The organism is Acinetobacter sp. NEB149 (assembly GCF_012516415.1).
GTDB classification, from domain to species: domain Bacteria; phylum Pseudomonadota; class Gammaproteobacteria; order Pseudomonadales; family Moraxellaceae; genus Acinetobacter; species Acinetobacter lwoffii_V.
In genome coordinates, this window is record NZ_CP051208.1 from 1,789,763 (window position 1) to 1,805,435 (window position 15,673).

At 43.5% G+C, this 15,673-nt stretch carries 19 protein-coding genes; 8 read left to right on the plus strand and 11 right to left on the minus strand.

The genetic code is table 11. The annotated features are described in order from the left end of the window. Positions 1–76: 76 nt before the first annotated feature. Both HGD77_RS08510 and HGD77_RS08515 read left to right on the plus strand, forming a co-directional pair. The gene (locus tag HGD77_RS08510) at positions 77–1,486 is read left to right on the plus strand and encodes a M16 family metallopeptidase (RefSeq protein ID WP_004731232.1); all 1,410 of its coding nucleotides are present in this window, start codon (positions 77–79) and stop codon (positions 1,484–1,486) included. After that, positions 1,486–3,060, plus strand: a complete 1,575-nt coding sequence (locus tag HGD77_RS08515) for a M16 family metallopeptidase (protein ID WP_004731233.1) — start codon at positions 1,486–1,488, stop codon at positions 3,058–3,060. Before HGD77_RS08510 ends, HGD77_RS08515 begins: the two co-directional genes overlap by 1 nt. Here HGD77_RS08515 and HGD77_RS08520 read toward each other — a convergent pair. Both HGD77_RS08520 and HGD77_RS08525 read right to left on the minus strand, forming a co-directional pair. Then, positions 2,984–3,307, minus strand: coding sequence for a hypothetical protein (locus tag HGD77_RS08520; RefSeq protein ID WP_004731236.1), 324 nt, complete (start codon positions 3,305–3,307; stop codon positions 2,984–2,986). The two genes, HGD77_RS08515 and HGD77_RS08520, sit on opposite strands and share 77 nt — an antisense overlap. A gap of 98 nt (positions 3,308–3,405) precedes the next feature. Then, positions 3,406–3,765, minus strand: a complete 360-nt coding sequence (locus HGD77_RS08525) for a hypothetical protein (protein ID WP_004278683.1) — start codon at positions 3,763–3,765, stop codon at positions 3,406–3,408. Positions 3,766–3,989: 224 nt separating this feature from the next. Between HGD77_RS08525 and HGD77_RS08530 the strand changes: the two genes are divergently transcribed. The 3 genes from HGD77_RS08530 to HGD77_RS08540 all read left to right on the plus strand — a co-directional run bounded on the left by HGD77_RS08530 (position 3,990) and on the right by HGD77_RS08540 (position 5,291). Beyond that, complete coding sequence (locus HGD77_RS08530) at positions 3,990–4,223, plus strand: hypothetical protein (RefSeq protein ID WP_004278686.1); 234 nt, start codon at positions 3,990–3,992, stop codon at positions 4,221–4,223. Positions 4,224–4,374: 151 nt separating this feature from the next. Then, entirely contained in the window at positions 4,375–4,755 is a 381-nt protein-coding gene (locus HGD77_RS08535; protein ID WP_004278687.1) for a DUF2750 domain-containing protein, read from the plus strand. A 104-nt stretch (positions 4,756–4,859) separates the two neighbouring features. Further along, the gene (locus HGD77_RS08540) at positions 4,860–5,291 is read left to right on the plus strand and encodes a CBS domain-containing protein (protein WP_004278688.1); all 432 of its coding nucleotides are present in this window, start codon (positions 4,860–4,862) and stop codon (positions 5,289–5,291) included. 129 nt (positions 5,292–5,420) lie between these two features. On the opposite strand, the gene trpB is transcribed toward HGD77_RS08540, so the two are convergent. The 9 genes from trpB to HGD77_RS08585 form a co-directional block, all read right to left on the minus strand. After that, the gene (gene trpB, locus HGD77_RS08545; protein WP_035341010.1) at positions 5,421–6,629 is read right to left on the minus strand and encodes a tryptophan synthase subunit beta; all 1,209 of its coding nucleotides are present in this window, start codon (positions 6,627–6,629) and stop codon (positions 5,421–5,423) included. 107 nt (positions 6,630–6,736) lie between these two features. Continuing rightward, positions 6,737–7,924 carry a vWA domain-containing protein gene (locus HGD77_RS08550; RefSeq protein WP_004731242.1) on the minus strand — a complete coding sequence of 396 codons (1,188 nt, stop codon included), beginning with the start codon at positions 7,922–7,924 and terminating at the stop codon, positions 6,737–6,739. A 13-nt stretch (positions 7,925–7,937) separates the two neighbouring features. Beyond that, positions 7,938–8,789 carry an AAA family ATPase gene (locus tag HGD77_RS08555; RefSeq protein WP_004278691.1) on the minus strand — a complete coding sequence of 284 codons (852 nt, stop codon included), beginning with the start codon at positions 8,787–8,789 and terminating at the stop codon, positions 7,938–7,940. Positions 8,790–8,809: 20 nt separating this feature from the next. Then, entirely contained in the window at positions 8,810–9,193 is a 384-nt protein-coding gene (locus tag HGD77_RS08560; protein ID WP_004731244.1) for a hypothetical protein, read from the minus strand. Positions 9,194–9,214: 21 nt separating this feature from the next. Next, positions 9,215–9,520: a YcgL domain-containing protein gene (locus HGD77_RS08565; protein ID WP_004278695.1), complete on the minus strand. Its 306-nt coding sequence runs from the start codon at positions 9,518–9,520 to the stop codon at positions 9,215–9,217. Between the two features lie 130 nt (positions 9,521–9,650). Beyond that, positions 9,651–10,793 carry a ribonuclease D gene (locus HGD77_RS08570; RefSeq protein ID WP_004731246.1) on the minus strand — a complete coding sequence of 381 codons (1,143 nt, stop codon included), beginning with the start codon at positions 10,791–10,793 and terminating at the stop codon, positions 9,651–9,653. A gap of 177 nt (positions 10,794–10,970) precedes the next feature. Next, positions 10,971–11,567, minus strand: coding sequence for a recombination mediator RecR (gene recR / locus HGD77_RS08575; RefSeq protein ID WP_004731249.1), 597 nt, complete (start codon positions 11,565–11,567; stop codon positions 10,971–10,973). Positions 11,568–11,580: 13 nt separating this feature from the next. Continuing rightward, positions 11,581–11,910: a YbaB/EbfC family nucleoid-associated protein gene (locus tag HGD77_RS08580; protein ID WP_004731251.1), complete on the minus strand. Its 330-nt coding sequence runs from the start codon at positions 11,908–11,910 to the stop codon at positions 11,581–11,583. 28 nt (positions 11,911–11,938) lie between these two features. Next, the gene (locus tag HGD77_RS08585) at positions 11,939–13,126 is read right to left on the minus strand and encodes an O-succinylhomoserine sulfhydrylase (protein WP_004731253.1); all 1,188 of its coding nucleotides are present in this window, start codon (positions 13,124–13,126) and stop codon (positions 11,939–11,941) included. Between the two features lie 142 nt (positions 13,127–13,268). Between HGD77_RS08585 and HGD77_RS08590 the strand changes: the two genes are divergently transcribed. The 3 genes from HGD77_RS08590 to HGD77_RS08600 all read left to right on the plus strand — a co-directional run bounded on the left by HGD77_RS08590 (position 13,269) and on the right by HGD77_RS08600 (position 15,656). Beyond that, entirely contained in the window at positions 13,269–14,366 is a 1,098-nt protein-coding gene (locus tag HGD77_RS08590; protein WP_004731255.1) for an alpha/beta fold hydrolase, read from the plus strand. Between the two features lie 61 nt (positions 14,367–14,427). Beyond that, complete coding sequence (locus HGD77_RS08595) at positions 14,428–15,300, plus strand: NAD(P)-dependent oxidoreductase (protein ID WP_004731256.1); 873 nt, start codon at positions 14,428–14,430, stop codon at positions 15,298–15,300. Positions 15,301–15,386: 86 nt separating this feature from the next. After that, positions 15,387–15,656: a YARHG domain-containing protein gene (locus HGD77_RS08600; protein ID WP_004278704.1), complete on the plus strand. Its 270-nt coding sequence runs from the start codon at positions 15,387–15,389 to the stop codon at positions 15,654–15,656. Positions 15,657–15,673: the final 17 nt, after the last annotated feature.

Sequence of the window (15,673 nt, forward strand, 5' to 3'; positions counted from 1 at the left end):
TACAGCTCTCGGTTGCTTTCAAGCACACATTTATTAAAAATAACTCTAAATACAAATGCCTATTTCAGGAGATCTAGTGTTCATCACCTTTTTGACTATCTCCTCTTTCTCGCAAATGATCAGACAGATGCTTTATCCACTCGGTGCAGCGGTATTGTTTAGTCTGAGCTTTAGCCCGGCCCAGGCACAAACCCGAAGCGAATTATCACGGACTACTTTTGAAACCACTTTAAGTAACGGTTTAAAAGTCATCATTCGGGAAGACCATCGTGCGCCCATGGTAATGACACAAATCTGGTACAAAGTCGGCAGCAGCGATGAATCTGGAAATATTCTAGGAGTTTCACATGCACTTGAACATATGATGTTCAAAGGCACCCATAAAGTTCCAAATGACGAATTTACCCGCCTGAGCCGGATTTATGGCGGCAGTATCAATGCAGCTACCTTTACCAATTACACCAATTATTATCAGCTCTATCCTAAAGCCTATTTTCCTATGGCGCTGGAACTTGAGTCTGACCGTATGAGTAATTTACTGCTTCGACAGCAAGACTTCGAGCCAGAAATTAAAGTCGTTATGGAAGAACGGCGCCAACGCACCGATGACAATCCTCGGGCGCAAGCCTTTGAACGGTTTAAATGGATCAGTTATCCGACCAGCCATTATCGCCAACCGGTGATTGGACACATGAAAACCCTGAATAATATTCAGTTGAATGATGTCAAAAAATGGTATCGGGACTGGTACAGTCCGAATAATGCCATTCTGGTGATTGTGGGGAACGTAGAATCTGAAGCTGCTTTGGCTCAGGTACAAAAATATTTTGCTGACATTCCCGCACGCCCAATACCAGCACGCAATGATGTACTGGAGTTTGAGCGTTTGGGTTATCGGCATATGGAAATTAATAGCAGTGTTCAAGTGCCCAATCTGTACATGACCTGGAATGTAAAATCCCTCAGCACTGCAAAAAATCCCCAAGATGCTTATGCCTTGACCATTATTCGCAGTCTTTTGGACAGTGGCATTTCTTCGCGTCTGCAAGACCGATTGGTACGTGATCGTAAAATTCTGACCTCTGTCAGCGTTTCTTATGATTCCTATAATCGCGGCGACAGCCTGTTTGGTATTTCTGCCTTACCTGCACCGGGCATCTCTTTGCAAGAAGCACAACAAGCAATTCAGGATGAAGTGGATTTACTTAAAACTACAGCGATGACCCAACAGGAAGTGGATCGTATCAGTACCCGCTTTATTTCCAATTTGATCTATAGCCAGGATGATATTGCCGGACAAGCCAAAATGATTGGAAATCTAGAGGTCAATGGCTTGAGTTATCGCCTGATGGATGAATTACCGAAACACTTTGAAAGTGTCAGCGTTCAGGATATCCAGCGTGTCGCAAACGCCTATTTTGTACGTGAAAATCTCAGCACGCTTTATCTCTCTCCTGAACAAAACACCCAGCAACGGGGATTATAATGCTTCAACTTCGTTCATTTTTGCTTATTTCAATTTTAAGTCTTAGCTCGGCTACCCATGCAGAAAACTATCTTAACCCTCAACCTGACCAAAATGACAACCCCAGTCAGTTACAGTCTATCCCTTTACTGCAAAGTTTAAAAAATATTAATCAGCAACGAGAATTTCAGGCGCCTTATATTCATGACCTGAACAATCGCTATAAGGTACGTACACTGTTCGTTGAAACGCAGGATCTTCCCATGGTAGATATCCAGCTGACCTTTAATGCCGGTTCGGCCCGTGATCAGGAAATTACCAAAGGTCTATATGGCCTATCCAATATGGCAGCCAAGTTGATGCGTGAAGGAACCGACAAATATAGCGCCAATCAGGTGGCGGAAGTTTTTGACCAAACCGGAGCACAATTCAGCGTACAAGCCTATCGGGACATGTTTGTGGTCCGTCTGCGTACGCTTTCAGACCCGGAAAAACTGGAACCCGCGTTGAGCATGCTGATGGAGGTTCTTAAGAATGCGTCATTTAAACCGTCCAGCATTAATCTGGCTTTAAGCAATACCCAAGTGGGACAAAAACAGCTGCAGGAAAACCCAAGCCGACTGATGGATATCCGTTTTTATCGCGCTTTATATGGTCAGCACCCTTATGCAGAACCAATCAGCGGCACCCAAGGCAGCACCAAGAAAATTAATGCAGAATTATTGAAAAAATTTCGTGATCAGTTTTTGGTGGCGCAAAATATGAATATTGCCATTACTGGCAAACTCAGCCCGAAACAGGCACTCGAACTGTCTGAACGAATTGCCGGCAACTTACCTCAAGGGCAAAAAGCAGAAGCATTGCCACAGCCTGAAATTCAATCTGGTTTTGAAGTGGTACATCTACCCTATAACTCGTCTCAGGCGCATGTCACCTTTGGGCATTTAGGCCCAACCCGCTTTACTGAAGATAAACTGGCTTTAGAAGTCGCCAATCGCATGTTTGGCGGTAGCGGATTTAATGCAGTATTGATGCAGGAACTACGGGTGAAACGTGGTTTTACTTATGGCGCTTATAGTTCATTGAGCTTTAGTCAGGCACCCGGCGTATTCAGCTTTAAGTATTCCACGCGTCAGGATCAACTGCTAGACAGCATTCAGGTCGCACATCAAGCATTTATCCACTTTGTCAGCCAACCTATTGATACTCAGCGTCTGGAAGAAACCAAAGCAGGCATGTTACGTGCTTTTCCTAATAATTACAGCAGTAATGCCACCATTAATGCCCAGCTAGGCAATATGGGTTTTTATAGTGAGCAAACTGATTATTTATCCAGTTATCCAGAACGCTTGGCTAAAATCACAGCGGCAGATGTACAAAATGCAGTGCGCAAGCATTTTCATCCTGATCGCTTAACCCTGGTCGTTGTCAATAAAGAACTGGATCAAAATGCTTTGAAAATGCGTTTGGAGCAAAATTTGATTGATGCCAATTATTACTTACCAACAAATCCTATACCTAAGGCATCTCTACAGAGACCGGCGGAAGCTGACGTGCCCGAAGCGATTCCTGCTGATAAGCCTGCATCAATTTAAGGTACTGCCCACGACGGATATGCTGCTGCTCTAACAAGGCGAGTGCCATATCTTGGGTTTGGGGAAGGTTTTGCTGTTTAGACAGTTGTTGAATCTGGGTGACTTGGGAAAGGCTAAGCGGACGATATAAAGCAAATGCGGCTAAAAGTAGAATGACCGCAATAATAAAAATAACCACACTGTTATAAATCTGTTCCAGTTTGATTCTGCTGAAAAATTGGCTTAGTTTTTCTGTATCTATAGACATACACTACCTCAGGTTAGAGGTAGTGTATGGTCGCAGTTACATAAGTTCAAGTCAGCGCACTGAATATTCACAAGAGCTGAATCCTGCTATTTTGGGCATTAATTCATTATTCTAGTAATAATTGTTGAATACAGCACCAATGCAACAACAAGTAATACCAGTGCAATTGCAAATTTACTTAAACCGGCTTCTGCTTCAGGCGGATGTAAGCGATCCTCATCTGCAATGCGGACCAGCTCACCATTATAGAGTTTATAAAACTGCTCACGCTGGTTTTCGTCCAGCGCCCGGGTAAAGTCGTAGACTTCTTTACGTTGTGCCAGCCCATAATCGCCTAGATGGGTATATTTACTGAATATAGCTTGATCGAGTTTTTTACGATGCAAATCGGCAAGTTCCATAATTTGACCTGCAGTCGGAGGCATATCAAATTTCACACCATCTAGAGTTCTTGTCATCATGGCCTTCTCCTTATTGTTTGCTATCCATTTACAATGTAGCTTAATAATATTTATAGTTGTGTATAGTTTAATCAGTTAAACTATAACTGAAGTAAACAAATAAAATCGAATAGTTGACTTTTCCATTATTTTGTAATATTAGTTTAACAATACTAATTTATATTTGTATTTAGACTAAATAGTCTATCCTGTAATCATAATTAAAATTAAGGAGTTTTTATATGATACAACAACTCTCTCAACACGATCTGGAACATCTGTACGCAGATGCCGTGAATACCATTCAATCGCAAATGAACTTTGCTGATGCGGTAAAACAGCTTGAAGAAGCCGCTCGTGCAGGCCATGGTAAAGCAGCGCTCTTTTTAGCAGAACTTTATTATCAAGGTTTCCGTGTAGAACGAGATTCACTCAAAGCCCAGTACTGGCAAAACATGGCCACCATGCAAGCATAAAGAAACGTCACCTAGGTGGCGTTTTTTTCAGCCCTTTTTTCAATAAATAGCAATCAATACATATTTTCTTACGAATCCTTGCAAAGCTGAAACAGTAATTTCATATAAAGTTCCTAGAATAGAGCCTGAACTCCAATAGCACTTTATTCTAATGAAACCACGAAAAATTATTCAAATTGATCCGATCTGCAAAAACTTTCTGTTAAAGATCACGATGCTTAAATCTTTGATGAATTGTGGCGAGCTATGGGGCGCATATCACCAAGGCTGGGCGATGATGCGTGACCAGGAAGATTGTATCTTTCCATTCTGGCTCAATCCGCTGGATGCTAAAAATTATGCCCAGCAACATTGGCCGGATTACATTCCACGTAAAATCAATTCTGAAGATTTTGAAAATGCGTTATTGCCGACCCTGTCGCGACTGAATGTTACGCCAGCGCTGTTCAACACCAATGGAACCAAACTCAAACTGACTGCTGCACAGATGCGTCATCTGTTTTTTTCGCAACAAAGACTGCACATTGCTTAAATAACATGCTATTTATAAAGACTAAAACCTAAACACTTAGAGATGTTCAGGTTGAATACATACTCTAGGATTAATAATAAATTGACCAATAAGGATGATTAAGCATGACCAATGTGGCACAGGTGCTCAGTGAAAAAATGCATCAAGCTATTTATACCATCCGTCCAGATTCTACCGTTTTAGAGGCCATCACCTTGATGGCGGATAAAGGAATCGGGGCGCTTGTGGTAACCCATGAAGACAACGTGGTGGGGATTTTGTCAGAGCGGGATTACACGCGTAAGATCGCCCTGATGCAAAGAACCTCATTCGACACCACTGTTAATGAGATCATGACCTCTAAAGTGATTACCGTAAATACAGCTACTAGCGTAGAAGACTGTTTATCTCTGATGACTGAACGCCACCTACGCCACTTACCCGTAGTCGAACATGAAAAACTGATCGGTCTGATTTCAATTGGGGATTTGGTCAAAGCCGCCATGGATGACCAACGCAAATTAATTGAACAGTTACAGCAATATATTTCAGGTTAAAACACCATCTAGCTTTCTCTAAGGCATTTGAAGATCACTTAAGTGACACCAAGATAAAGTTTTATATCTGATCCATAAAAAATCCCGGTACGTGTACCGGGATTTTCTAGATTAACCTTCTGAATAAAATCAGTTGAGACCTAATTTTTCTGCAGCGTAATCTGAGTCTTTATCACCACGACCCGATAAGTTCACTACAATCTTGGTATCTTTTGGCAGTTTCCCTGCTTCACGAATGGCCCAAGCCACCGCATGTGAGCTTTCTAATGCAGGTACAATGCCTTCTACGCGTGACAAGGTCATGAATGCATCCAGACATTCCTGATCGGTCGCAGTCGTATACTCGACCCGACCCAAATCTTTCAGCAAACTATGCTGTGGCCCCACACCTGGATAATCCAGACCAGAAGCAATTGAATGCACTGGCAATGGCTCGCCTTGTTCATCTTCCAGAACATAACAGGCCATACCATGTAACTGGCTCGGCTTACCTAGAGTTAAAGTAGCTGAATGCATATCGGTATCTAAACCATGACCTGCTGGCTCAACGCCAACCAGCTTCACATCCGGTTCATTTAAAAATGCAGTGAATGCGCCGACTGCATTAGAACCACCACCAACACAAGCAACGATATAATCAGGATTTGCACCAAAACGTTCATTGGTCTGAACTTTAATTTCATCGCCAATAATCGACTGAAAATCACGTACCATCATCGGGAATGGGTGTGGTCCAACCACCGAACCGATAGCATAGATGTAATTTTTCGGATCTTTTAAATATTCTTCAAAAGCACTATCGACTGCATCTTTAAGCGTAGCTGTACCGCGAGTCACAGAAATCAGTTTAGCACCCAGAATTTTCATCTTGACGACGTTTGGATGCTCTTTTTCAATATCCACTTGACCCATATGAATTTCACATGGGATACCCACCAAGGCACATGCAGTTGCCAAAGCAACACCATGCTGGCCGGCACCAGTTTCTGCGATGACTTTGGTCTTGCCCATATATTTGGCCAGTAAAGCTTCACCCAGACAGTGATTGATCTTATGTGCGCCGGTATGATTCAGATCTTCACGTTTTAAATAAATCTGCGCCCCGCCAAGCTGTTCAGAAAGGCGTTTGGCATGAAATAGTGGACTTGGACGACCGACGTAATGAGCAAACAGGTCTTTCAGTTCATTCTGAAATTCTTCAGTCTGACGAATTTCCTGATAGGCCACATTAATATCATCCATGGCCTGTTTCAGATCGGGTGGAATAAACTGACCGCCATATCGACCAAAAAAACCCTCTTCATTGGGTAAGGCAATACCATTAATTTGATGAGTCATAATCATGCCCGAGATTTTAAATAAAAGATAATGAGTGACTTTATACTAGAATAATTTGTTTTAAATCACTAATAACTCTAACTAAAGTCACTTATAGATAAATGGAATTAACGCGCCAGATATTTAGTCATGTCTTCAATGCCTTTCAGCGTCATTGGAAACATATGATTTTCAAATATTTGCTGGATCAGACCAATAGTATGGGTGTAATGCCAGTATTTTTCTTCTTCCGGATTCAGCCAGGCAGTTTTATCAAAATGCTGACACAGACGCTGTAACCAGACCTGTCCAGCTTCATCATTCATATATTCAACAGAACCACCGACAGAATTCAGCTCATACGGTGCCATACTGGCATCACCGACCACAATCACGCGGTAATCGCGACCATAGGTATTGAACAAATCCCAGGTATTCATGCGTGAACTGGAACGACGGACATTATCTTTCCAGACATAGTCGTACAGACAGTTATGGAAATAAAAATATTCCAGGGTTTTGAATTCGGTTTTCGCAGCACTGAACAGCTTTTCACACTGGGCAATATGCGCATCCATCGAACCACCGACATCGAACAGCATTAAAACTTTAATACGGTTACGACGCTCGGGCACCAGTTGTACATTCAGAATGCCCTGCTTGGCCGTTTCACGAATCGTACCATCAATATCCAGCTCTTCGGCTGCACCCTGACGGGCAAACTTACGCAAACGGCGCAATGCCATCTGCATCTGGCGGCTACCCAAAATCTGTTCATCATCCAGATTGCGGTATTGACGCTGCTCCCAGACTTTCACCGCAGAACGCTTACGCCCCGGCCCACCAATACGCACACCCTCAGGATGATCGCCATAGGCACCAAAGGGTGAAGTGCCACCGGTACCAATCATCTTGTTGCCGCCCTGATGTTTTTTATGCTGTTCGCGCAGACGCTCTTCCAGCATTTTCATCAGTTCTTCTAGCGATCCGGCTTTTTTCAGATCTTCGCGCTGCTCCGGGGTCAGATGCTTCTCGAGTAATTCGAGATCGAACCAGTCTTTGGGCAGCTTATGCACCCGATTCAGCAGCTCATCCAGATCAAAGGTCGCGATACCATCAAAATAGTCTTTCATGGCGCGATCGAACTTGTCGAAATAGCGCTCGTCCTTGACCATTATAGTTTTGGCAAGCTGATAGAATTCATCCTGATCGGCAAACACCAGACCTGCAGCAACCGCCTGATTCAGGTCAATCAGCTCACGAGTCGATACCGGCACGCCGTATTTGCGTAAGGTATAAAACAGTCGCACAAACATGCGTGTTTCTCCCTTAACGACGTGACATAAATGCTAGACGTTCGAGCAACTGCACATCTTGCTCATTCTTGATTAATGCGCCGTACAGGGGCGGAATTGCTTTGGATTTATCAGTATTGCGCAGAATATCTTCCGGCATGTCGTCAGCCATAAGCAGGCTGAGCCAGTCGATCAGTTCAGAAGTTGAAGGTGGTTTTTTTAAACCCGGAATCTGACGTAATTTAAAGAAGACTTGCAAAGCCTCATTGACCAATGTGGTCGAGATATTGGCAAAATGCACATCGATGATTTCACGCATGGTGGCTTCATCCGGGAATTCGATGTAATGGAAGAAGCAACGACGCAGGAAAGCATCTGGCAATTCTTTTTCATTATTTGAGGTAATGATCACGATTGGGCGCTGAGTTGCCGTAATGGTCTCGCCAGTCTCGTATACATAGAACGACATTTTATCGAGTTCATGCAGCAAGTCATTTGGAAACTCGATGTCTGCCTTATCAATTTCATCAATCAACAGGACACAGCGCTCTTCACTGGTAAACGCTTCCCATAATTTACCCGGCTTGATGTAGTTCTTGATGTCATAGACACGGTCATCACCCAACTGACTATCGCGCAAGCGGGATACGGCATCGTATTCATACAGGCCTTGTTGTGCTTTGGTAGTGGACTTGATGTGCCAGGTGATCAGCTTCAAACCCAGACTTTCTGCGACTTGCTCGGCCAGCAAAGTCTTACCTGTACCCGGCTCACCTTTGACCAGCAACGGTTTTTGCAAACTGCGTGCAGCTTTCACCGCAAGTTTTAAACTGTCAGTCGCAATGTACTGATCGGTACCTGAAAATTGTTGAATATCAGCAGACATGATTGAACCTTATTTTTTACTTACAGCGGTGAACTTTTCTCGTGAACACGAATATTGCTTTTGTTCGACACATAGGTCGACCAGCAATAGCCAACCACAGATCCAATCCCAATGACAAATAAAATAAGTGACGCATTAATCCAAACCAGGGACTGCTCTTTGGTCAGCACCCCAAATAACAGACCAAAGATCGCGGGTGCAATGGATGCATTCGCCCCCTCAGATACCGTCGGTGTTAGCAGAATGGCAAAGGCCACAATCCACAAAAAACCGCCCATGGGTTTAGGCAGACGCTTGGTCACGCCATACCAGCACCATAAAGCAATCAGGCTGCCGAGCAGATAAACTGCAACGGCAATGCTCTGTTCAGGAATTGAGTCTAATACACCCACATAACCATTCATTTCACAACTCCTGAATCAACATTAAGCACCGCGTAAACCTTCTGGTGCCACAGCATTTGGATCAATCAAGCCTTCTGGCGGCATTTGCAGGAAGAAACCGCGGGTTTCAATAGAATCCATGACATGCAAGACATTGGCACGTGCCAGTTTACGTGATTCGCTTAATTCAAGATGCATGACAAAAGTCGCACGTCCAAATGCTGCCTGTACTGCTTCAGTCAATACGCTTAAAGGTTCGAATGTTTCAGCTTCGCTTTCATTCGCAGGACGCGCCACATACAGATACATTTCACTTTTTTTGCTGGATTTGTAGATAGACACTTGCATATTTCAAACGACTTTTCTGGAAAAACAACCGCAAGGATACATCAAAAAAAAGACAGAAACATTAGCCACGTCTCATGCATCAGTCGTGATTTTGTATAATTGCTTTTTCTTTAACCAATCCTGCAACCAATCACTCGCTGACTTTCATCTGGGTAGACAGATAAGATTCATCCTGATGCAATACCTGAATCAGTGGCTGAGTTAATAACTCATAGCGCCAGCCAAGCAGATAATCCGGCAGATCCTGTTCATCCTTGTAAAAAACTACATGCTGATACAGTGCATTCAACCATTTCTTGCGCATCAGCACTTCTTTGGGAATCGAGGTTTCATTGACCACATGTTGAATAATTGAATCAATTTTTTCGCCAATATCTTTGGAAGAATGGCGAATTGGACGTGCCAGACGTAAAGGCCAATTTGCCGGCTCCGGCAGGAATTTCAATAAATCTAAAATGGTTTTGCCATGCTCACGAACCACATTCGAACGAATGTCTTTCACATGACTCAGCTGGAAATTATTGCGCGGGAATTTTTCCACCAGATCAATCATGCTGGCATTTTTCAAAATGAAACTGCGTGGCTGATTCAGTGCTTTGGCAATCTGATCACGCCAAACCATTAATTGCTGCAATTGCATCAGCTGACGGCGTGAATGCCGGTAATTGCCGACATCCTGATACAACAAGGCAGTTGGGGTATCTTCGCCAATTTCCTGAGTCAAGAAACGACAGTCTTGCAAGGCAAAATCCAGTAGGTATTTCGTATCCAGCTCTTGTTTGATTTTGTCAGACAGCTTGACCAGATAATGCACATCATTGGCCGCATAAAGTAATTGTTCTGAACTTAAAGGACGTGCCAGCCAGTTAGAACGGGTCTGGTCTTTTTCGATATCGACTTCCAGCATCTGTTTGAGCGCATTCTGATAGCTGACTTGCAGACCATGCCCCAGAAAAGACATACCGACCTGGGTATCAAACACATTGGTCAGTGATTTCTTTTGGGTATAGTGATAAAGCAGATCTATATCTTCGCTACAAGCATGAAAAATATTCTGCTGGGCGTTAAAAACTTTATTGAAGAACTCAGTCAGATCCAGGGTGGTTCCATCCAGCAAATAGACCTTGTTGTCTACATTGATCTGAAACACACCCAGTTTCGGCCACAAAGTATCGACCTTGATAAATTCGGTATCCAGCCCGTAAACAGAACTCTGATCCATCAGGTTCAGCACAGGGTATAAATCGTTTTGATGTTGAATAAATTGAAACATAAAGACTGAGTCTAAGATTAGATTCTCGATAGATCCATATTAACTGATCTATAGAATTTTGTATAAAAAATAACGCTAATTCTGCTCTATCTAGCAAAAATACCCCTTATTTATTAGGCTCTGGATTTTAAATAATATCTTTTTTATATTAAAACTAACAAGATTTTTAAGTCTATCTTACTTCATGCGCATCCGGTTATGTACGGCCTGACTCAAGGTATGACTATCGACATATTCCAGTTCACCACCCTGTGGTACACCTTGGGCAATTCGAGTCATCTGGATCGGCAAATGCTTGCTGGCTTCCACCAGATAATGTGCCGTGGCCTGACCTTCTACCGTCGCATTAGTAGCGAGAATGACTTCCTTCACCTGACCATTGGCCAAACGGTGCAACAAATACGGAATGCCAATTTCTTCAGGACCAATCCCATCGAGCGGTGACAAATGCCCGCCCAGTACATGGTATTTCCCTCTAAAGCTGCCACTTTGCTCAATCGCCATAACATCTGCAGGTGATTCCACCACACAGAGCAATTCATCATCACGATCTAGCGACGTACAGATATTGCACACTTCATCTTCAGTCAATGAATGACAAACCGAACACTCATGAATGTAGTTGGTCGCCTCAGTCAACGCATGCGCCAGACCAATTGCACCTTCACGATTTTTCATGATCATATGCAATGCCATACGTTGAGCCGATTTCGGCCCAACGCTTGGCAAAATGAGTAATGCTTGAACCAGTTGATCAAAACGATCACTAAACATTGCGCATTCTTCCTTAGAACATACCTGCCAGACCCGGTGGTAAACCCATACCCGAGTTTGCTGCTTTCATTCTTTCATCAGAGACCAATTCTGCCTGACGCGCAGCATCATTCATTGCAGCAGCAATCAGATCTTCGATCATGTCTGGATCATCCTGAAGTAATTCAGGGTTGATTTCGATACGCTTCACCACATTGCGGCAAGTCATGGTGACTTTGACCAAACCACCGCCCGCTTCGGCATGCACTTCAGTTTGTGCCAGCTCTTCTTTGGCTTTTTTTACATTGTTTTCAACTTCTTTTTGCATGCGCTGAGCTTGCTGCATCAACATATTAATGTTCATAAATATCTCCGAACATAAATTTATAAAATTAGATAAGATCTAAACCACGAGTAATATCACGAATAATATCACCAATCTCTTCTAAACCAACAGAAACACGAATTAAACCTTCGCGAATACCTGCTGCTTCTTTGGCTTCAGGCGATAATTTACCGTGTGTGGTGGTTGCCGGATGGGTAATAGTCGATTTTACATCGCCCAGATTCCCGGTAATCGAGATAAACTGGGTATTGTCAATCACCGTCCAAGCGGCTTCACGACCGCCTTTCACCTCAAAAGACACAATGCCACCAAAACCGCTCTGCTGTTTTGCTGCCAGTTCATGACCGACATGCTCAGGCAGGCCCGCATAATATACTTTTTCTACTTTTGGATGCTGATTCAAAAATTCAGCCAGTTGTTGGGCACTTGCTGAATGTTCACGCATACGCAAACGTAGTGTTTCCAAGCCTTTTAGAAAAACCCAGGCATTGAATGGGCTCATTGACGGGCCGGTAGTACGCACATAGCCAAAAATTTCTTCAAGCAGCTTATAATTACCGACAACAGCACCACCCAAGGCGCGGCCCTGACCATCCAGATATTTAGTCGCAGAATACACCACCAGGTCTGCACCAAATTTGAGTGGTTGTTGTAATACAGGTGTACAGAAGCTGTTATCAATCGCCAGTAAAGCATCATTGGCATGCGCAATATCGGCGAGTCCCTGTATATCGGCTACTTCTGCTAAAGGATTCGATGGAGATTCAACAAAGAGAATTTTGGTTTCAGGCTTGATGGCATTTTTCCATGCATCAAGATCGGTCAAATCGACGAAATCAACACTGACGCCAAATTTTGCGACATATTTTTCAAACATGGAAACCGTAGAACCGAAGACTGCACGTGAACAAATCACGTGATCGCCTGCTTTTAAAAAAGCCATCATCACTGCCATAATGGCTGCCATACCCGAACTGGTGGCGACGGCGCGCTCTGCACCTTCAAGTGCAGCCAGACGCTTTTCAAACATGGCAACGGTCGGATTGGTAAAGCGAGAATAGATATTGCCCGGTTCCTGGCCTGAGAATTTGGCTGCGGCTTCTGCAGCATTTTCATAAACAAAGGACGATGTTAGAAAAATCGGTTCGCCATGCTCACCTTCAAAAGTGCGGGTATGGCCGGTACGAATGGCTAAAGTTTCTAATTGGTAAGAAATATCGTCTTGCTGGCTCATCGCTTTACCTCAGCCCTCAGGCTGCCTTTTGTAAAAATTTGCCAACATTTTGAGCGCCTAAGCTATTTCAGGTCAAGGCATAATAAGCGATTATTGCTTAGACTTCGATCAATCCTCCCGCGGATACGGATATTTTATTTACATGATTCAGTTAAAACAAAACTTTCAGCGCCAGCAAAAAAAATTGAAACACCTCAGCACCCGGATGTTTAATGCCTCCTCACTGATCCTGTCGCAAAAAAACCCTTTTGAATATATTGCCGGCACCGAGTTTTGCAAGATTCGTTATTACGCTTCACCTGAAAAAAAATATAAGGAGCCTCTGGTTTTCATCGCACCCTTGGCCATTAATATGGATATTTATGATCTGTATCCTTATCGCTCTCTGGTCAAGCATTTTCAGCATAGCGGTTTTGATGTCTATCTGGTGGAATGGAAACGTTTTAACTTTAAACATCGCCACCTGAACTTTTTATCTTTTATTGATGCAGCCATTCCTCAATCCATTGAAACCATCTGCAAGCATTCGGGCAGTCAGTTCATTTCCCTGCATGGCTGGAGTATGGCTGGCGTGTTTGTCACGCTCTATACCGCCCTGCATTCGCCTGAACATGTCAAGAATCTGATCGTGGTGGGCAGTCCTATCGACAGTTATGCGTCAGGACGTGTCGGCAAACTTTTTTCTACAACCAATAAACTGATTTCTAAAAACAAAAATCTGCAACAAGCCATTCATCAAGGACTGATTCCAAAGCAATATATTCATACGCCGGGTATTGTAAATGCCTTGGGCTTTAAATTACTCGATCCGATTGGCTGGCTCAAAAGCCAGAAACAGTTTCTGTTAAATCTAGATCATGTCGAAGATGTCTATGAACACGCCACCATGGGGAATTTCCTGAACAAGATGATCGATTATCCAGGCGGGATTAATCAGGACATGGTACTGCACTTATGGCTGCAAAATCCTTTAAAACGGGGTTCTATCACTTTGGATGGCCGTGTCGTTGATCTTAAAAATATCAGCTGTTCCCTATTGGTAGGTGCAGGTCAAACCGATCAGATTGTCACAGAACAGTCGGCTAAGCCTTTGATGGAATTGACAAGTAGCCAGGATAAGACGTTTACTCTTATACCGGGTGGTCATCTTGGACTAATGTCGAACCAGAAAACGGCCAATACATTCTGGCCCAAAATGACGACCTGGCTGGTGCAGCGCTCTACATGTCTTGATGCTTAGTGTAGATTCCCCGCACCAGAAAAAATATTAAATAGCTTTAAACATATTCAGAGGGTACAGCATGATTCAGTCAGTGGCATTTATCGGCCTAGGTGCAATGGGTTTTCGTATGGCAGCACATTTACCCAAGCAGTTTGATACGGTCTATGTCTGGAACCGCAGCTTTAACAAGGCAGAGCAACATGCGGCTGAATATGGCACCCAAGCCGTCACACTTGAACAGGCCGTACAGGCAGATGTAATTTTTTCTTGCCTGCCCACCAGCGCTGACGTTGAACGACTTCTGGAAAATCTGTCGCTTAAATCCGGTTCAGTCTGGGTCGACTGCACCAGTGGTGTACCGGATTCTGCCCAAAAACTGGCAGTACAACTGGCTGAACATGGGGTAATCTTTCTGGATGCACCGGTCAGCGGTCAAACCATTGGCGCTGAAAATGGCACTTTAACCGTGATGGTGGGCGGTAATACAGAGGGTTATGAAAAAGCCCTTCCTGCGATGCAGGCTTTTGGCAAACTGATCAAGCATGTCGGTGAATCTGGCGCGGGTTTTGCAGTGAAGGCCGTAAATAATATGTTAATGGCTGTAAACCTGTGTGCTGTCGCAGAAGGCTTTACTACCTTAAAAGCGCATGGAATAAATCTGCATGAAGCGCTAGATTGTATTAATGCTTCAAGTGGTAAAAGTATGGTGACTGAAACCGTATTGCCACAGCGTATTTTAAACCGAAGTTTTCCTGTAACCTTTGCCCTGCCACTCTTGGCCAAAGATACAGGTATCGCAATCGACCTTGCGCGTGAAGCCAAACTTTCTGCGCCTGTGCTCTCGTTGACCCAGAATCTGATTCAGGCGGCCAGCGATCTGTCGGATAAAAACAGTGATTTTTCCAGTGCTGTGAAAATGTATGAATCATGGAGTAATATTACCATCGAGTAATATCTCGCCATTGAATAATGATAACGAAACCTCATATTGTGACTAGTAGGCAGGCACATATAGTGGATAACCCAGAGGAAACTCTCATGAAGAAATTTTCTGTTGCAGCATTGATTGGCTTTGCAACTTTGTTCGGGGCTTCAACATCGGTTCTTGCATCTGAACAAGAGTGCAAAAAATTAAAAAATGATCATGACGTGATTTATGCGTCTAAAGGTTTCTGTTTCAAAGATCCTGAAGCAAAAGCCAAGTTTGGTAATGACAATTGCTATACAACCAAACCAAAATTCTCGGAAAAAGAGCAACAACGTCTTGACGCGATCAAAGATCGTCAGAAAGAATTGAACTGTAAATAATTCAGTTTAATAACGCT